Origin of the sequence: Vibrio sp. B181a (genome assembly GCF_030248375.1) — a bacterium.
In the GTDB taxonomy this organism is placed as follows: Bacteria; Pseudomonadota; Gammaproteobacteria; order Enterobacterales; family Vibrionaceae; genus Vibrio; species Vibrio campbellii.
Map to the genome: position 1 here is coordinate 61316 of NZ_JAHGAD010000025.1, position 14788 is coordinate 76103.

15 protein-coding genes are annotated in these 14788 nt (G+C 45.0%); 10 read left to right on the top strand and 5 right to left on the bottom strand.

Annotation, left to right across the window (positions count from 1 at the left end; all coding sequences use genetic code 11):
• The first annotated feature begins 62 nt into the window (after nt 1–62).
• Nucleotides 63–722 carry an NADPH-dependent FMN reductase gene (locus tag KIO97_RS12920; RefSeq protein ID WP_050905352.1) on the top strand — a complete coding sequence of 220 codons (660 nt, stop codon included), beginning with the start codon at nt 63–65 and terminating at the stop codon, nt 720–722.
• A 110-nt stretch (nt 723–832) separates the two neighbouring features.
• On the opposite strand, the gene grcA is transcribed toward KIO97_RS12920, so the two are convergent.
• On the bottom strand, nt 833–1210 hold the full coding sequence (gene grcA, locus KIO97_RS12925; protein WP_005426458.1) for an autonomous glycyl radical cofactor GrcA: 378 nt from the start codon (nt 1208–1210) through the stop codon (nt 833–835).
• A 326-nt stretch (nt 1211–1536) separates the two neighbouring features.
• Here grcA and nfo point away from each other — a divergent pair, with 326 nt between their 5' ends.
• The 3 genes from nfo to KIO97_RS12940 all read left to right on the top strand — a co-directional run bounded on the left by nfo (nt 1537) and on the right by KIO97_RS12940 (nt 4199).
• A complete protein-coding gene (gene nfo, locus KIO97_RS12930; RefSeq protein WP_285382863.1) occupies nt 1537–2424 on the top strand; it encodes a deoxyribonuclease IV in 888 nt (295 codons plus the stop codon).
• A gap of 398 nt (nt 2425–2822) precedes the next feature.
• Entirely contained in the window at nt 2823–3503 is a 681-nt protein-coding gene (ung, locus tag KIO97_RS12935; RefSeq protein ID WP_012127020.1) for a uracil-DNA glycosylase, read from the top strand.
• Nucleotides 3504–3647: 144 nt separating this feature from the next.
• Nucleotides 3648–4199: a hemerythrin domain-containing protein gene (locus KIO97_RS12940; protein ID WP_043882983.1), complete on the top strand. Its 552-nt coding sequence runs from the start codon at nt 3648–3650 to the stop codon at nt 4197–4199.
• A 230-nt stretch (nt 4200–4429) separates the two neighbouring features.
• Here KIO97_RS12940 and KIO97_RS12945 read toward each other — a convergent pair whose 3' ends face one another.
• Nucleotides 4430–4615: a DUF3545 family protein gene (locus KIO97_RS12945; RefSeq protein WP_005426455.1), complete on the bottom strand. Its 186-nt coding sequence runs from the start codon at nt 4613–4615 to the stop codon at nt 4430–4432.
• A 722-nt stretch (nt 4616–5337) separates the two neighbouring features.
• Between KIO97_RS12945 and KIO97_RS12950 the strand changes: the two genes are divergently transcribed.
• The 3 genes from KIO97_RS12950 (at nt 5338) to KIO97_RS12960 (ending at nt 8492) form a co-directional block, all read left to right on the top strand.
• Nucleotides 5338–6774 carry a sodium:alanine symporter family protein gene (locus KIO97_RS12950; protein ID WP_038889001.1) on the top strand — a complete coding sequence of 479 codons (1437 nt, stop codon included), beginning with the start codon at nt 5338–5340 and terminating at the stop codon, nt 6772–6774.
• Nucleotides 6775–6884: 110 nt separating this feature from the next.
• Nucleotides 6885–7661 carry a peroxide stress protein YaaA gene (yaaA, locus tag KIO97_RS12955; RefSeq protein ID WP_010646571.1) on the top strand — a complete coding sequence of 259 codons (777 nt, stop codon included), beginning with the start codon at nt 6885–6887 and terminating at the stop codon, nt 7659–7661.
• A 195-nt stretch (nt 7662–7856) separates the two neighbouring features.
• A complete protein-coding gene (locus KIO97_RS12960; RefSeq protein WP_010646572.1) occupies nt 7857–8492 on the top strand; it encodes an alternative oxidase in 636 nt (211 codons plus the stop codon).
• A 62-nt stretch (nt 8493–8554) separates the two neighbouring features.
• Here KIO97_RS12960 and srmB read toward each other — a convergent pair whose 3' ends face one another.
• Both srmB and KIO97_RS12970 read right to left on the bottom strand, forming a co-directional pair.
• Complete coding sequence (gene srmB, locus KIO97_RS12965; protein WP_050904760.1) at nt 8555–9778, bottom strand: ATP-dependent RNA helicase SrmB; 1224 nt, start codon at nt 9776–9778, stop codon at nt 8555–8557.
• A 107-nt stretch (nt 9779–9885) separates the two neighbouring features.
• Complete coding sequence (locus KIO97_RS12970; protein ID WP_285382867.1) at nt 9886–10605, bottom strand: tRNA1(Val) (adenine(37)-N6)-methyltransferase; 720 nt, start codon at nt 10603–10605, stop codon at nt 9886–9888.
• Between the two features lie 329 nt (nt 10606–10934).
• Here KIO97_RS12970 and brnQ point away from each other — a divergent pair, with 329 nt between their 5' ends.
• Nucleotides 10935–12248: a branched-chain amino acid transport system II carrier protein gene (brnQ, locus tag KIO97_RS12975; protein ID WP_038889002.1), complete on the top strand. Its 1314-nt coding sequence runs from the start codon at nt 10935–10937 to the stop codon at nt 12246–12248.
• Between the two features lie 87 nt (nt 12249–12335).
• Here brnQ and fldB read toward each other — a convergent pair whose 3' ends face one another.
• The gene (fldB, locus tag KIO97_RS12980; RefSeq protein ID WP_005447890.1) at nt 12336–12854 is read right to left on the bottom strand and encodes a flavodoxin FldB; all 519 of its coding nucleotides are present in this window, start codon (nt 12852–12854) and stop codon (nt 12336–12338) included.
• Nucleotides 12855–13012: 158 nt separating this feature from the next.
• Between fldB and xerD the strand changes: the two genes are divergently transcribed.
• Nucleotides 13013–13930 carry a site-specific tyrosine recombinase XerD gene (gene xerD, locus KIO97_RS12985; RefSeq protein WP_005434910.1) on the top strand — a complete coding sequence of 306 codons (918 nt, stop codon included), beginning with the start codon at nt 13013–13015 and terminating at the stop codon, nt 13928–13930.
• A 61-nt stretch (nt 13931–13991) separates the two neighbouring features.
• On the top strand, nt 13992–14780 hold the full coding sequence (dsbC, locus tag KIO97_RS12990; RefSeq protein ID WP_039989122.1) for a bifunctional protein-disulfide isomerase/oxidoreductase DsbC: 789 nt from the start codon (nt 13992–13994) through the stop codon (nt 14778–14780).
• The last annotated feature ends 8 nt before the right edge of the window (nt 14781–14788 follow it).

The window sequence follows — 14788 nt, forward strand, 5'->3', positions numbered from 1 at the left end:
TAAGTTTTAACTCTCTTTAAGATTGAAAAACGAACTTAACTACATGAGATGGAAAGAGCAGCATGCATTTTTTGATTTTTCTTGGCTCAGTGAGAGACAGCACGCCACCACGACCAGCGCGCTTAGGAATGCGAGTCAGTAGAGCGTGTGAAAAACTTATCGCGAGTCAGCACTCACAACATACGGTCGAAATCATTGACCCATTGAACTACGACTTTGGTGATGTGTTTAAGCCCGAGTTTGCTTATCACCGCTCAAAAGTGCCGGAGCACCTCAGCGAGTTGGCAGATAAAATCAAACATGCTGACGGGTATGTGATGGTTAGCCCGGAATACAATCATTCGATGAGTCCTGCTTTGGCAAACATGCTTAATCACTTTGGCAGCTCGCTGTTTTCCTATAAGCCAAGTGCTATCGTGACCTATTCTGCAGGACAATGGGGTGGCGCTCGTGCAGCAGTGTCGATGCGCACTTTCTTATCTGAGTTGGGATGCTTGCCTGTGTCGGCAATGATCCATATTCCGAAAGCACAAGAGGTGTTTGATGAGCACGGTGTTGTTGCGGATGAGTCGGAGCAGGCGCAGTGGGATAGCTATATGAATCGCACTTTGCATCAACTGATTTGGTGGGCAGAAGGGGCGTCATTGCAAAGAGAGAGGCTTGATCCAACCTCGTTGGCACAAGCGTTCAAGAAAGATCCTTCGCAAAGAAACGCACCTTAGAAAGATGCGTTCGCCACTATCGGAGGGGACTCGAAGGATCCAGAAACAAAAAAAGCTTGGTCATTGCTGACCAAGCTTTTTAAATTCTAGCAAGCTAGTCTACTGAGAGATTATAGAGACTCAGTAAAAGTACGAGCGATTACATCACGTTGTTGTTCTGGAGTTAGCGAGTTGAAACGTACTGCGTAACCAGAAACACGGATAGTTAGCTGTGGGTAGTTCTCTGGGTGTGCAACTGCATCTTCTAGAGTTTCACGCTTAAGAACGTTCACGTTTAGGTGTTGACCGCCTTCAATGCGAGGAGCTGTTTCGATTGCTACTTCGCGGCTTTCGTAGTCACCTAGGTCGCTGATTGCGATAACTTGGTCTGCTTCGTAAGTTGATGCTGCAGCAACACAACGCGCTTCGTTCTTCTCGCTATCTAGTAGCCAGATTGAGTTTAGTAGTTCGTCGTTAGCTGCTTTAGTAATTTGGATACCTTGGATCATCACTATCTCCTAGACCACTTACGTGGTGATTATTGGTGTTAATTTTCGAATTTTTGTCGAGCTAAGTATTATATAGCGAATATCCATTATTTTAATATTGATTTAAGTCAAAAAACAACCAAAAACCTTAATTTTTTGAAGGTAATTTTCTTGCGCTAAATCAATAAAACGTTTGAAAACATACTATTTACAATTTATTTGATAATATAAAAAATATTTAATAGCTCATTTTGTTGTAAATTTACTACAAAATGAGCTCAAAACTTAACCTTGCTAACGCAACTGCCTGTATTTAGGTAGCCATACTGAAAGTCTAAAGTGATTAAATGACAAACATAAAAAACACGTTTGGAAACAAATTTATTGGTGCTCATGTCTCGGCTGCGGGCGGTGTTGACCAAGCGCCTCTTCGCGCTCGCGAAATTGGTGCGAATGCATTTGCTTTGTTTACCAAGAACCAACGTCAGTGGGTTGCGAAGCCGCTTGAAGAGAAAACCATTAGCGCATTCAAAGCGAACTGCAAAATGCTTGGCTTTGGCGCAGAGCATATTCTTCCCCATGATTCTTATCTGATTAACTTAGGTGCGCCGGAAGAAGAAAAGCTGAATAAATCCCGCGCGGCGTTTATTGATGAGATGGAGCGTTGTAATCAACTTGGGTTAACGCTGCTGAATTTCCATCCTGGCAGTCATCTAAAGAAAGTGTCGGAACAAGAGTGCTTAGCGACGATCGCCGAGTCGATCAATCTTGCGCACAAAGCGGTGCCCAATGTGATCGCTGTGATTGAGAACACAGCTGGTCAGGGGACAAACCTAGGTTGGAAGTTTGAGCACCTTGCTGAAATCATCGATCAAGTGGAAAACAAAGAGCGTGTTGGCGTATGTCTCGATACTTGCCACACGTTTACCGCCGGCTACGATCTGCGTACTAAAGAGGATTGTGAGCATACCTTTGCTGAATTCGATCGTATTGTTGGGATGCACTATTTAAGAGCAATGCATCTAAATGATTCAAAAGTTGAATTCGCTAGCAAGGTTGACCGCCATCATTCATTAGGTAAAGGCGAGATCGGTTGGAGTTGTTTTGAGTACATCGCTAAAGATCCGAGCTTTGATGGTATACCTCTGATTTTAGAGACAATTGATCCCGATATTTGGCAGCAAGAAATCAATACTTTGCGCAAATTCCATATCGAAGAGATCGCTAATTCGTAACGAAACAGCGAAGTTGGCATCCTTCTTTCTTAGCTAGATACATGAGCCATTCGCGCTTGTTTTAAATGCCTGAATCCTGAGTGGTATTTAGGCGAAGCTAGTTAGGAGGATGACAGCATGTCTCGACCAGTTTCTTTGAGCCCAGTGACACACACTCGACGAGTATTACGTTTACCAACCCCAAATCGCCATATATCAGGGCAGGGGCACTATCGAACGCCGCAGCGCAATTAGCGGTACTAGTTCTAGTTATCTCAGGCTGTATTAGGTGTCGCACCGGTCAACGCAGACAGTTCGCGTATCTGTTTTTGAGAAGCCGTCTCAAGCTGGTGGTAAGTTTTTGTTTGTTTTGGTTTCGCTCGTTAGAATAGAGGGAAACTTTAGGATAGGAACCTTCCATGAATCAGTTACCCACTTGGCACGATGTAATCGGCGAAGAAAAACAGCAGAGCTACTTTGTCGACACTTTGAATTTTGTTGAAGCAGAGCGAGCGGCGGGCAAAGCTATCTATCCGCCAGCCAAAGACGTGTTCAACGCGTTTCGTTTTACCGAGTTCAATGACGTTAAGGTTGTGATTCTAGGACAAGACCCTTACCACGGCCCTAACCAAGCACATGGTTTGTGCTTCTCTGTATTACCTGGCATCAAAACCCCGCCGTCTTTGGTGAACATGTACAAAGAGCTGGCGCAGGATATTGAAGGTTTCCAAATTCCTCAGCATGGCTTTTTGCAAAGTTGGGCAGAGCAAGGGGTGTTGCTACTGAATACTGTATTGACGGTAGAGCAGGGTAAAGCGCACTCGCATTCGAAAACTGGCTGGGAAACGTTTACTGACCGCGTTATTGAAGCCATTAACCAGCATCAAGAAGGTGTGGTGTTCTTGTTATGGGGGTCACACGCGCAGAAAAAAGGGCGTTTTATCGACCGTAATAAACATCACGTGTTAACGGCTCCGCACCCGTCACCATTATCTGCTCACCGAGGATTTTTTGGCAGTAAGCCATTCTCACAAGCAAACCAGATTCTTGTTCAGCAAGGGAAAGAAGTGATCAATTGGCATTTGCCAATGACGGTATAAAGCCCACTTTTCCTCTTAATATAAAGAAAGAAAAAATAGTACAGCGATCGTGACACTACGATCGCTGTTTTTTTGAACACCGTCGAGTCAGGTATTGGCTTTCTCATATACACTTATTAAAAGTAGGTGTTAAGGAGAGACGCTATGATGATCGAAAGAATTCGACGCGAACACGGCTATATGGTCCGTCTGTTGGCGATACTGCGCCACAAATTGAATGAGATTAAACAAGAGCACGCTATCAACTATGCGTTGGTGAGTGAAATTGTGGATTACCTCTCTAACCATTCGGAAAAGATTCACCACCCTAAAGAAGACATTCTCTACCACTATTTTCTGGAACACTACGGTCAGCAAAAGACCATGGAAAACTTAGAGCTTGAGCATCAAGAGTTAGCGGAGAAAACCAAAGCGTTTTCGATGTTAATAGAGATGATCCTTCAGGATGCAGTTGTCCCACAAGACATGTTTATTGCACAGTTAGAAGATTTCATTGTGACCCAAAAACGCCACCTTGAGCTGGAAGAGCGCCAAATCTTACCTCTAATTGAAGAGCTCTTTACTTCTGAAGATTGGCAGTACGTTGAAAGTTTATGGCATGAGAATGAAGACGACCCAGTGTTTGGTAATACGATTGCCGATCGCTACAAGCAGCTCGCCGATCGAGTACGTCAGAGTGACGCTGAGTTTGTCTAAATCATAAAAATGGCGAAGTAAACGATTGCGTAAGCAGGGTTTGTTTCGTCATTTTCTTATCCAGTGGGAATCTCTGGGAAATTGTTTGGCTAATGCTATGAGTAAAAACTGAGGGAAATTCTCAACAGGTAAGAATTGGTGTTATGCCAATAGAGTCAGACTCAAAATCCTCCCATTTTTTTGGTATCCATAAAAGACAAAAGGCACCTTCGAGGTGCCTTTTGTACAAATTATAGTTTGATGTCATCCAGAGTGATGTCGTTGCAGACATCGAGTTCACGCAGTTCCTTGAGTAAAGTGCGTCTATCGTTCATTTCTTCAATTTCTCGCCACTTACGCTTCACTGGTTTCGAACGAGATTTGGTTGTTGAGGTAGTATCCAGACCAAATAGGTCATCGAGTTGAAAGCCTTCCATAAGCCACCTTTACCTTTTTCTATCTAAACTGTTATATCCAGTCCTTGTGGAGTTTTTTAAGTACCACAATAGCCGTGAGGATAACCATGATATATTTCGCATTTGTGTCGGTAACATGACATTTTCGTGCAAAAATACTCACAGAATCACATTTTGCATGCATTTAAAATGAACAAAAAATAAGCGAACGATCTCACGAAAACGATTAAATGAAGAGATTTGGTATGTTAATTCGAAGGGCTTATTTCACTCAATTTTTGAATACTAAGGTTGCATAGCATCGCTTTGATTAAAATGTATCCAACGGTAACAAACCAACACAGGAAATATTTGTCGGATACCTTGTGATTGCTAGCCTCATTAAAAATAAACGATACGTCGTTTTGTTAAGTTTGAGGGGGCTAGTTATGTTGAATTTTGATAAACAAGATGTTGCTGCTTGTGAGCGTTAAGTTTTCCTTTTATGTTAACTTTTGGTGACTTTATAGTGAAAAATAACAAGATTATTTTACTTGTTGCATATTGATTTTTGCCTTTCGAGGCTGCATTATCCGCCCGTCAAAAAATACGCTGGTACGTAAAATGGATGCATGAAGCGACATTTACGATTCTAGATTGCACAATAAACATTACTCAAAAAGCTAAGCACACTTTGACACTTAGCAGGCAATCTGGTGGATGGCTCGGAAGCAAAGACCGGCGCAACTCACTTTGAGGTACACATGACAGACTTAATCAATTTGATGAACGATCTCCTTTGGGGTTCGATTCTGGTTTATCTTCTTGTTGGTGTAGGAATCTACTTCACCGTTCGATTGGGTTTCATCCAATTCCGTCACTTCGGTCACATGTTCTCTGTTCTTAAGAACAGCCGTAAAGCAGACAAAGCTGGTATTTCTTCTTTCCAAGCGCTTTGTACTAGTCTTGCTGCACGTGTAGGTACCGGTAACATGGCGGGTGTTGCAGTTGCATTGACTGCGGGTGGCCCTGGTGCAATCTTCTGGATGTGGTTGATTGCAATGCTTGGTATGGCGACGTCGTTTGCAGAAAGTACGCTAGCGCAGCTATACAAAACCAAAGATGATGATGGCAACTACCGTGGTGGTCCTGCTTACTACATGGAAAAAGGTTTGGGCATGCGCTGGATGGGCGTGCTGTTCTCGGTTTTCCTAATCATCGCTTTTGGTTTGGTATTCAACGCCGTTCAAGCAAACTCAATTGCAAACGCAATGAGCACTGCATTTGGTTGGGATGATCTTTACGTTGGTATCGCAGTTGTTGCGCTATCAGCAGTGGTTATCTTTGGTGGTATCAAGCGTATTGCGAAAGTAGCAGAGCTGATTGTTCCTGTGATGGCACTTGCTTACCTAGTGCTAGCACTGTTCGTTATGTTCTCTAACCTAGACAAACTTCCTGATGTACTGATGCTTATCTTCAAGAGCGCATTTGGTCTGCAAGAAGCAGCGGCTGGTGGTCTTGGTTACGCAATCGCACAGGCGATGATTAACGGTATCAAACGCGGCCTATTCTCGAACGAAGCTGGTATGGGTTCTGCGCCAAACGCGGCAGCATCAGCAACGCCTTACCCACCACACCCTGCATCTCAAGGTTATGTTCAGATGCTAGGCGTGTTCATGGATACTATCGTTATCTGTTCGGCGACTGTGGCTATCATCCTGATGTCAGGTGAATACGTAGGCCAAGCGACGGAAGTGACAGGTATCGAGCTAACTCAGCGCGCATTGAGCTCGCAAGTCGGCGATTGGGGCGGCATCTTTGTTGCTGTTGCAATCTTCTTCTTCGCGTTTACTTCTATCATTGCAAACTACTCGTACGCAGAAACGAACTTAATCTTCCTAGAGCACAACCACAAAGCGGGTCTAGGTATCTTCCGTATCGTTGTACTAGGTATGGTTATGTTTGGTGCGCTAGCTTCTCTACCAGTGGTTTGGTCATTGGCCGATGTTTCTATGGGTCTGATGGCGATTGTGAACTTGGTGGCGATTATCTTGCTATCAGGCATCGTGATTAAGCTGGCGAAAGACTACAACCGTCAGCTAAGCGAAGGCAAAGTGCCTACGTTTGATCCGAATGACTTCCCTGAACTGAAATCTCAGTTAGAAGAAGGTATTTGGGACAACAACAAGAAAGATAGCTAATTGATGTCCAATCATCGTTGAAAGCTATCAACACGATTCAAAAAGCCATGCAGACAATGCATGGCTTTTTTTGTACTCTAATGAAAAACAAAATTAGGGAAGTTAAAGTCATGCTTATCGTAGTTTCTCCAGCTAAAACGCTCGATTACGAATCACCACTCGCGACCGAGAAGTTTACTCAGCCAGACTTGGTTAGCTATTCAAAAGAGCTGATCGAGGTATGCCGTAAGTTAACACCTGCCGATGTTTCATCACTGATGAAAGTGAGCGACAAGATCGCTGATTTAAACGTCGGCCGTTTCCAAGAGTGGAGTGAAACCTTCACTACCGACAACGCGCGCCAAGCGATTCTTGCGTTTAAAGGTGATGTGTACACTGGTCTTGAAGCGGAAACTCTTTCAGATGCCGATTTCGATTACGCGCAAGATCATCTGCGAATGCTGTCTGGCCTTTACGGTCTGCTTAAGCCGCTTGATTTGATGCAGCCATACCGTCTTGAGATGGGCACTAAGCTAGCAAACGAAAAGGGCACTAACCTTTACCAGTTCTGGGGGAATGTCATTACCGATAAGCTGAATGAAGCGATTGCAGCTCAGGGCGACAACGTACTGATCAACCTAGCATCGAACGAATACTTCAAAGCGGTGAAGCCAAAGAACTTAGATGCACAAGTGATCACACCAATCTTCAAAGATTGTAAGAATGGTCAATACAAGGTGATCAGCTTTTACGCGAAGAAAGCGCGCGGCATGATGGCTCGCTACATCATCGAAAACCGTATCGAAAGCGTTGCTGACCTCACTAAGTTTGATGTTGCGGGTTACTACTTCGTTGAAGAAGAGTCGACACCAACAGACTTAGTGTTTAAGCGAGAAGAGCAAAACTGATTGAGCGAAGTTAAGTTTCAGCTCTGCTAAACAATTCAAACGAAAAGCCGGATAGTTATCCGGCTTTTTTTATTTCATCGAACACTGATCTTAATTTCATTTATTACATAAAAATTTTAGTTATTAAAAAATAGTTGAGTAAGAAGAATTAAAGTTGTATTTTGAATGCAACTTTAAAAATAAAGGAGTTCTCCTATGTCAGACTTCAAGCTCACACACAAAAAAGCCTCTAAGTTATCAGAGTACGTTGCACTGCGTATTACCAAGTTGCTGAAATTCACTCTGAACATCTTCTACGGCAAGAAATACGCAAAGCGAGCGGTGATTCTCGAAACGATCGCAGCTGTGCCCGGTATGGTTGCGGGCATGTTCAACCACCTCAAAGCGCTACGTCGAATGAAAGATGATGAAGGCTGGATCCGAGAACTCCTCGACGAGGCCGAGAACGAGCGCATGCACCTGATGATTTTCCTCGACATTGCCAAGCCGAGTTTGATTGAGCGTTTGCTCGTGCTGCTTGGGCAAGGCGTGTTTATTCTTGTGTATAGCTTCATCTATCTACTGTCTTCTAAAATCGCTCACCGTGTTGTGGGCTACTTCGAAGAAGAAGCATGTAATAGCTACACAGAGTACCTAGAGAAAATTGATAGTGGGGAAGTAGAGAACGTACCAGCTCCGACTCTGGCGGTTGATTACTATAAGCTGCCTGCTGATGCGATGCTAAGAGATGTGATTTTGCGGATTCGAGAAGATGAAGCGGGGCACCGTGACCGTAACCATGGCTTCGCGGATGCCTATGAAGACAAAACGCTTCCAGCCCATCAGCTGTAAACATGAAAAACAAAAAGAGCCGCGATTGCGGCTCTTTTAGATTTGGAATTAATCAGACGTGATTACTTTTTCTTGGCGGTTTTCTTCTTAGCTACTTTCTTCTTGTCGTCTTTTTTCTTTTTCTTCTTAAACACAGGTTTTTTGTGTTTAGGGCGCATCTCTTTCACGAAACGCTCTTTGATGTCTTCTTTTACGTAACGAGCAACGCGATCCATCATTGGTTGGTCGTGTGCTTCTACGATTGAGATAGCGTTACCTTTCTTACCAGCACGAGCCGTACGGCCGATACGGTGAAGGTATACGTCAGCCGTGCGCGGCATATCGTAGTTGATTACGTGTGATACGTCTGGAAGGTCGATACCACGCGCCGCTACGTCTGTCGCTAGTAGTACGTTAACTGTGCCTTCACGGAAGCGAGAGATTGCGTTGTTACGACGATCTTGAGGCATTTCACCTTGAATCCAAGAACATGGAATCTGTGCGCTCTCTAGTTGTGCACGAAGCTCCGCTAAACGCTCACGAGTCTTCAAGAACACGATAGTGCGTTCTGCTTGCTCTGTGATGATGTGTTTTAGCAGGGCAAGTTTATGCTCAGCGTCATCAGCACGGTGGTACCACTGTGCAATCTTCTTACGCTCACGCAGTGGTGACTTCGCGTCGATCTCTGCTGGTTCGTTCAGTAGGTCTGCTGTGAAACCTTCTACGCCTTTGCCTTCTAATGTTGCTGAGAACAGAAGGGTTTGTTTACGCCAGCGACATTCGTTAGACAGACGGTCAACCGTTGGCGCAAAGCCCATGTCTAGCATGCGGTCTGCTTCATCAAGGATTAGCCATTCAATTGCACGACAGTCAAAACGCTCTGCGTCAATGTATTCACGTAGACGACCTGGCGTTGCTACCACGATATCTTGTGTGGTTGCTAGGATGTCTGCGTGCTCTTGGTATTGAACGCCACCAGTGATGGTGAAGATGTTTAGCTTAGTGTTTTTCGCCAGTGCACGAGCTTGATCCGCTACCTGCATCGCAAGTTCACGAGTTGGCGTTAGGATCAGAATACGTGCAGGCCCAGGTTTACGACGTGGGAAATCTTGCAGGTATTGCAGTGCTGGCAGGACGAACGCTGCCGTTTTACCAGTACCAGTTGGTGCTGACGCTAGAATGTCACGACCATCTAACGCTTGTGGAATCGCTTCTGCCTGAATTTTAGTTGGGCGTTCGTAGCCCATCTCTTCGATGGCTTCTAGTAGGTTTTGGTCTAGATCAAGTTCAGCAAAGGTTCTGATCACAATGAGTTCTCCACAAGCAAAGCTTGGTTAATGGTTCGCCACAGCAGCATAGAATATAAAAAGGTCGCACATTATAAAGTGATTGGTGACAAGGATCACATGTTATTTCACATCTTAAGATAAAACTCGCGAGTTAGCTGAGTAAAGTCGTCGCTATAACCCTCGCTTGAATGGATGATCAAATGCGTTTCCTGAGTATCACAAGCTTGTTTGGCTAATTCAAACAGTAAACGGTGCACGGGCTTTTTCTGTGATGGTTGCACGCGGCACAGACGTGACAAGTGCCACCCCTGTTGCAGCGCCATAGTAATAAATTGCTCGCCTTCGGTAATCGGCAGGACGAAATTGGCTGTCCCCTCATCCGTCAGCAGTTCATGACATCGGTTGAGTAATGCGCTGTGCTGCAAGGTATCTGTGTGTCTGGCGGTTGCGCGTTGGCTTTGTTTCGATTGCTCACCACTGTTGAAGTAGGGCGGGTTACAGATGATGCGTTCAAAACGATGTTCAGGTGCAAACTGCAATACATCGCTGTGGTGAAGGCTGAGTCTGTCTGACCATGGTGATTGAGCGAAGTTTTGTTTTGCCGCTTCGATCGCTGTGATTTCGATATCAAGGGCGGTGATTTGCGCTGAAGGAAATCGCTGCGCGCACATTAAGGCCAGCAAACCTGTGCCCGTGCCGACGTCCAAAATTTTATTCTGTGGTGTGCAATTTGCCCAAGCACCAAGCATCACACCATCGGTACTGACAGGCATGCCACTTTCGCCACCGTGAATGGAAAATTGCTTGAACTTGAAGCCTTTAGTCTGAATTCTTTCGCTCTTCATGATTGTTTTATATTTACTCAATAATAGAGAGAAATGCTCTATTGTTTCTTAATTGTGTAGATTGTTATCTTGTTGGTTATTAAATTGTATTCTCAATTGATCGAGACAAATAACTGGTCATAAAACCTAGAGTAGTGATATTCACTGCTTTTAAGTTGGCGAACTAAATTAATATGGTGTTTTTTTCTTAAAGGTTGCCAAATGATGGGTCTTTCGTCATTATGCGGCGGAAAATTTATAGATTGAACCACAGGTACTCATTTTATTTGGGTATACAAAAAGTGGTCGATGCATACACAACATTCATTAATTCAGAAAAAGGGTTATCTGTGAAGCAGACGTTAAAACTAACAGATATTATCGCAGTAGGCTTTATGCTATTTGCGTTCTTTTTGGGTGCCGGCAACATCATCTTTCCACCACTAGCGGGTCAGCTAGCGGGTGATCATCTGATGCCAGCAATGTTCGGTTTCTTGCTAACAGCGGTAGGTCTACCTCTTATTACTATCGTTGCTATTGCTGTAGCAGGCGGCTCTTGGGATCATTTGACTCAAGATCTTCCAAAGAAAGCAGCAGTGCTGATGGCGGCGTTGATCTTCATCATCATCGGCCCTGCATTTGCTGCACCTCGTACTGGCCTTGTGGCTTACGAGATGGCTATCAAACCATTCTTCTTAGATGCATCACAAGCGCATCTAACGTCATTCTCAATCTTGTTCTTCGCGGTAGCAATGGCTTTCGCTTGGTTCCAAGGTCGTTTGATTGACTTGATTGGTAAAGTGCTAACGCCAGTACTGTTCCTTGGCCTTATCGTTCTTGCGATTGCTGTGTTTGTTGACCCGCAAGGCGAAATGATGGGCGCGCATGGCGAGTACCTAACTCAGCCGCTAACCAAGGGCTTCCTTGAAGGTTACAACACCATGGATACGTTCGCATCGTTGATGTTCGGTATGCTAATGGTGGATGCACTTCGTAGCAAAGGCATCACTGAGCGCGCGGCAACAACGAAATACCTAATCTGCGCTGGTTGTATTGCCGCAGCGGGTCTTGCGTTTGTATACATCTCATTGTTCTACCTAGGCGCGACGAGTGCAACTATTGCAGCGGGTGCAGACAACGGTGGTGCAGTACTGAGCCAGTACGTTCAAGCGTTATTTGGTCCTTACGGCCAGATTGTTCTTTCAATCATTGTACTGTTGGCATGTTTGACGACAGCGATCGGCCTTATCTCGGCATGTTCAGATTTCTTTAGCTCTAAGACAAAACTGACTTACAAGCAGTGGGTTATTATTAACGGTGCGGCTTGTGCTCTAATTGCTAACGTTGGTCTAGCTCAACTGATCTCTCTATCAGTGCCAGTGCTATTTGCACTTTACCCTGTAGCGGTTGCATTGGTTGCGCTAACGTTTGTTCGCAGCAAGCTGCCAAACCCACGTGTGGCATACCGATCTGTACTACTAGTATCTCTACTGTTTGCATTGATTGATGCTGCGAAAGTAGCGGGCCTAGACGTATCTGCATTCGACATGCTGCCACTATTCGAAGTGGGCATGGGTTGGGTTCTACCAACGTTTGCAGCGATTGTTTGCATGTTCTTTGTTGCTAAATCTTCACAACCAGAGTTGACTGAAGAAGCGGCATAATTGCTGACTCGCAAGATTAAAAAAGCCCGGTGAAGTGATTCACCGGGCTTTTTGTTTGTCTGTTGTATCGTCACTGCTATTGCTGACTTATAGCGTGTCGTGAAACTCCACCAACACTTGCTCACACCATTTCTCGATGCGTTCGTCACTCAGTTCATACTGGGAATCTTCATCCAGCGCTAAGCCGACAAACTGGCTGCCATCTTCAGTCAATGCTTTTGACGCTTCAAACTCATAACCTTCGTTTGGCCAGTAGCCAATGAATTGCGCACCAGTCGCTTTGAGTTCGTCATGCAGGAGACCCATCGCGTCAAGGTACCATTCGCCATAGCCTTCTTGGTCACCCAAGCCAAACAGAGCAACCACTTTGCCTTTTAGCGGTGTCGTTGCAATGTCTTCCCAGATTGCACTCCAATCTTCTTGGATTTCACCGAAGTCCCAAGTCGAGATACCAATCAGCAGTAAATCGTAGTCTGCCATCAGTGACAGCGGTGTCTCTTTCACGTTGTGAATGTCGACAAGGTCTTCACCAATGATATTGCGAATTTTCTCTGCTGCCATTTCTGTGTAGCAGGTGGTTGAGCCGTAAAAGAGTCCGATTTTCATTATATTCGTCGTTTTTTGTGTTGCTGTTGTGGCAGATTCTAACCATAAAACGGGGAAGATTGCAGCGAATATCCCGCGGGAGATGATTTTTTTATGGTATTGGTTGGGCTCTTGCCTTACTCTCAATACTGTAAATATAAACAGATAAGGAAGCATTCATGACGGCACAACAGCCTGTCAATCAACAAGATTTTGGCCTTGTTGAGCAATTCTTAGATGCGATGTGGATGGAGCGTGGCCTATCAGAGAACACGTTGGCTTCCTACCGAAATGATTTAATGAAACTGCTCGCGTGGATGGAGCAACACAGCTACCGTTTGGATTTCATCAGTCTGTCTGGCTTGCAAGAATACCAAAGCTATCTTGTAGATTTAGATTATAAGCAGACTTCCCGCGCGCGTATGCTGTCGGCGATTCGCCGTTTGTTCCAATACATTCACCGTGAAAAAGTACGCGCGGATGATCCGAGTGCTTTGTTGGTCAGCCCAAAGTTGCCGCAGCGCCTACCTAAAGACATCAGTGAAGAGCAAGTCGATGCTCTGCTAGATGCGCCAGATCCGAATGACCCAGTTGAGCTGCGTGATAAAGCCATGCTAGAACTGCTTTACGCGACAGGTCTGCGTGTGACAGAGCTAGTCAGCTTGACAATGGAAAACGTCAGTTTGCGCCAAGGGGTAGTGCGCGTGACGGGTAAAGGTGGTAAAGAACGCCTTGTCCCAATGGGAGAGAACGCGGTCGATTGGATTGAAACTTTTATCCAACAAGGTCGGTCTGCTTTATTAGGGGAGACTACGTCAGATGTGGTTTTCCCGAGTAAACGTGCTAGGCAGATGACTCGCCAAACGTTTTGGCACCGTATCAAGTACTATGCTGTGATTGCTGGTATCGATACTGACCAGTTGTCGCCGCACGTACTTCGCCATGCTTTTGCAACACACTTATTGAACTATGGCGCAGATCTCAGGGTCGTACAGATGCTGTTGGGGCATAGTGACTTATCGACCACGCAAATTTATACTCACGTGGCGACTGAGCGATTGAAACAAATCCACAGTCAACACCACCCAAGAGCATAATGATGGTTTGGTTCATCCATTGTCTCATTGGATGAAAGGATTTAATTTTAAGGTGAATTTAATGAGCGTATTACGCCGACTAACTCTGCTGACTTTACCGTTTTTCGTTACCGCTTGTGGTGCTGAAGAAAGTCAGGCAAAAACGGAAACTCCTGCACAACAAGTCGCACCAGCGGCAAAACAGACTTTTGATGAGGCCGCACTAAAAGCCAAGTTCTCTAAGTTGGGGGTATCTATTCTTGATATCCAACCATCAGACGTTGCTGGTTTATTAGAAATTCAAACCAATGGTGGTGTGTTGTTCGCATCAAACGATGGTAATCACTTTATTGCCGGTACGCTTTACGCCATCGATGATAACGGCGGCTACAAAGACGTTGTTGCTGAACGTCAAGCACCATTGAATGCAGCAAAAATCGCGAAGTTCTCTGACAGCGTGATCGAATATAAAGCGGACAACGAGAAATATGTGGTGACGGTATTTACGGATATCACATGTGGTTACTGTGTGCGTCTGCATAGCCAAATGCAAGGTTACAACGACTTAGGCATTACTGTTCGTTACATGGCGTACCCTCGTCAAGGCGCAACAGGCCCAGTCGCTGAGCAGATGGCAACTATTTGGTGTGCAGAGGATCCTCAATCCGCTATGCACAACGCAAAAGTGGAACGTACATTCGATAACCCAGCAAAAGATCTTAAGCAGTGTAAAGAGACTATCCAAGCGCATTACAACCTAGGTCGTGAGCTTGGTATCTCTGGTACACCTGCGATCTTCCTACCAAACGGTGAGCTAGTAGGTGGTTACCTTCCGCCAGCAGATCTGCTAAAACGTTTAGAGCAACAATAATCCTTTAA

Excerpts from the sequence above, each read along its gene's own strand:
- KIO97_RS12920 (WP_050905352.1), top strand. The coding sequence starts at position 63 with ATGCATTTTTTGATTTTTCTTGGCTCAGTGAGAGACAGCACGCCACCA.
- grcA (WP_005426458.1), bottom strand. The coding sequence starts at position 1,210 with ATGATCCAAGGTATCCAAATTACTAAAGCAGCTAACGACGAACTACTA.
- nfo (WP_285382863.1), top strand. The coding sequence starts at position 1,537 with ATGACAAACATAAAAAACACGTTTGGAAACAAATTTATTGGTGCTCAT.
- ung (WP_012127020.1), top strand. The coding sequence starts at position 2,823 with ATGAATCAGTTACCCACTTGGCACGATGTAATCGGCGAAGAAAAACAG.
- KIO97_RS12940 (WP_043882983.1), top strand. The coding sequence starts at position 3,648 with ATGATGATCGAAAGAATTCGACGCGAACACGGCTATATGGTCCGTCTG.
- KIO97_RS12945 (WP_005426455.1), bottom strand. The coding sequence starts at position 4,615 with ATGGAAGGCTTTCAACTCGATGACCTATTTGGTCTGGATACTACCTCA.
- KIO97_RS12950 (WP_038889001.1), top strand. The coding sequence starts at position 5,338 with ATGACAGACTTAATCAATTTGATGAACGATCTCCTTTGGGGTTCGATT.
- yaaA (WP_010646571.1), top strand. The coding sequence starts at position 6,885 with ATGCTTATCGTAGTTTCTCCAGCTAAAACGCTCGATTACGAATCACCA.
- KIO97_RS12960 (WP_010646572.1), top strand. The coding sequence starts at position 7,857 with ATGTCAGACTTCAAGCTCACACACAAAAAAGCCTCTAAGTTATCAGAG.
- KIO97_RS12970 (WP_285382867.1), bottom strand. The coding sequence starts at position 10,605 with ATGAAGAGCGAAAGAATTCAGACTAAAGGCTTCAAGTTCAAGCAATTT.
- fldB (WP_005447890.1), bottom strand. The coding sequence starts at position 12,854 with ATGAAAATCGGACTCTTTTACGGCTCAACCACCTGCTACACAGAAATG.
- xerD (WP_005434910.1), top strand. The coding sequence starts at position 13,013 with ATGACGGCACAACAGCCTGTCAATCAACAAGATTTTGGCCTTGTTGAG.
- dsbC (WP_039989122.1), top strand. The coding sequence starts at position 13,992 with ATGAGCGTATTACGCCGACTAACTCTGCTGACTTTACCGTTTTTCGTT.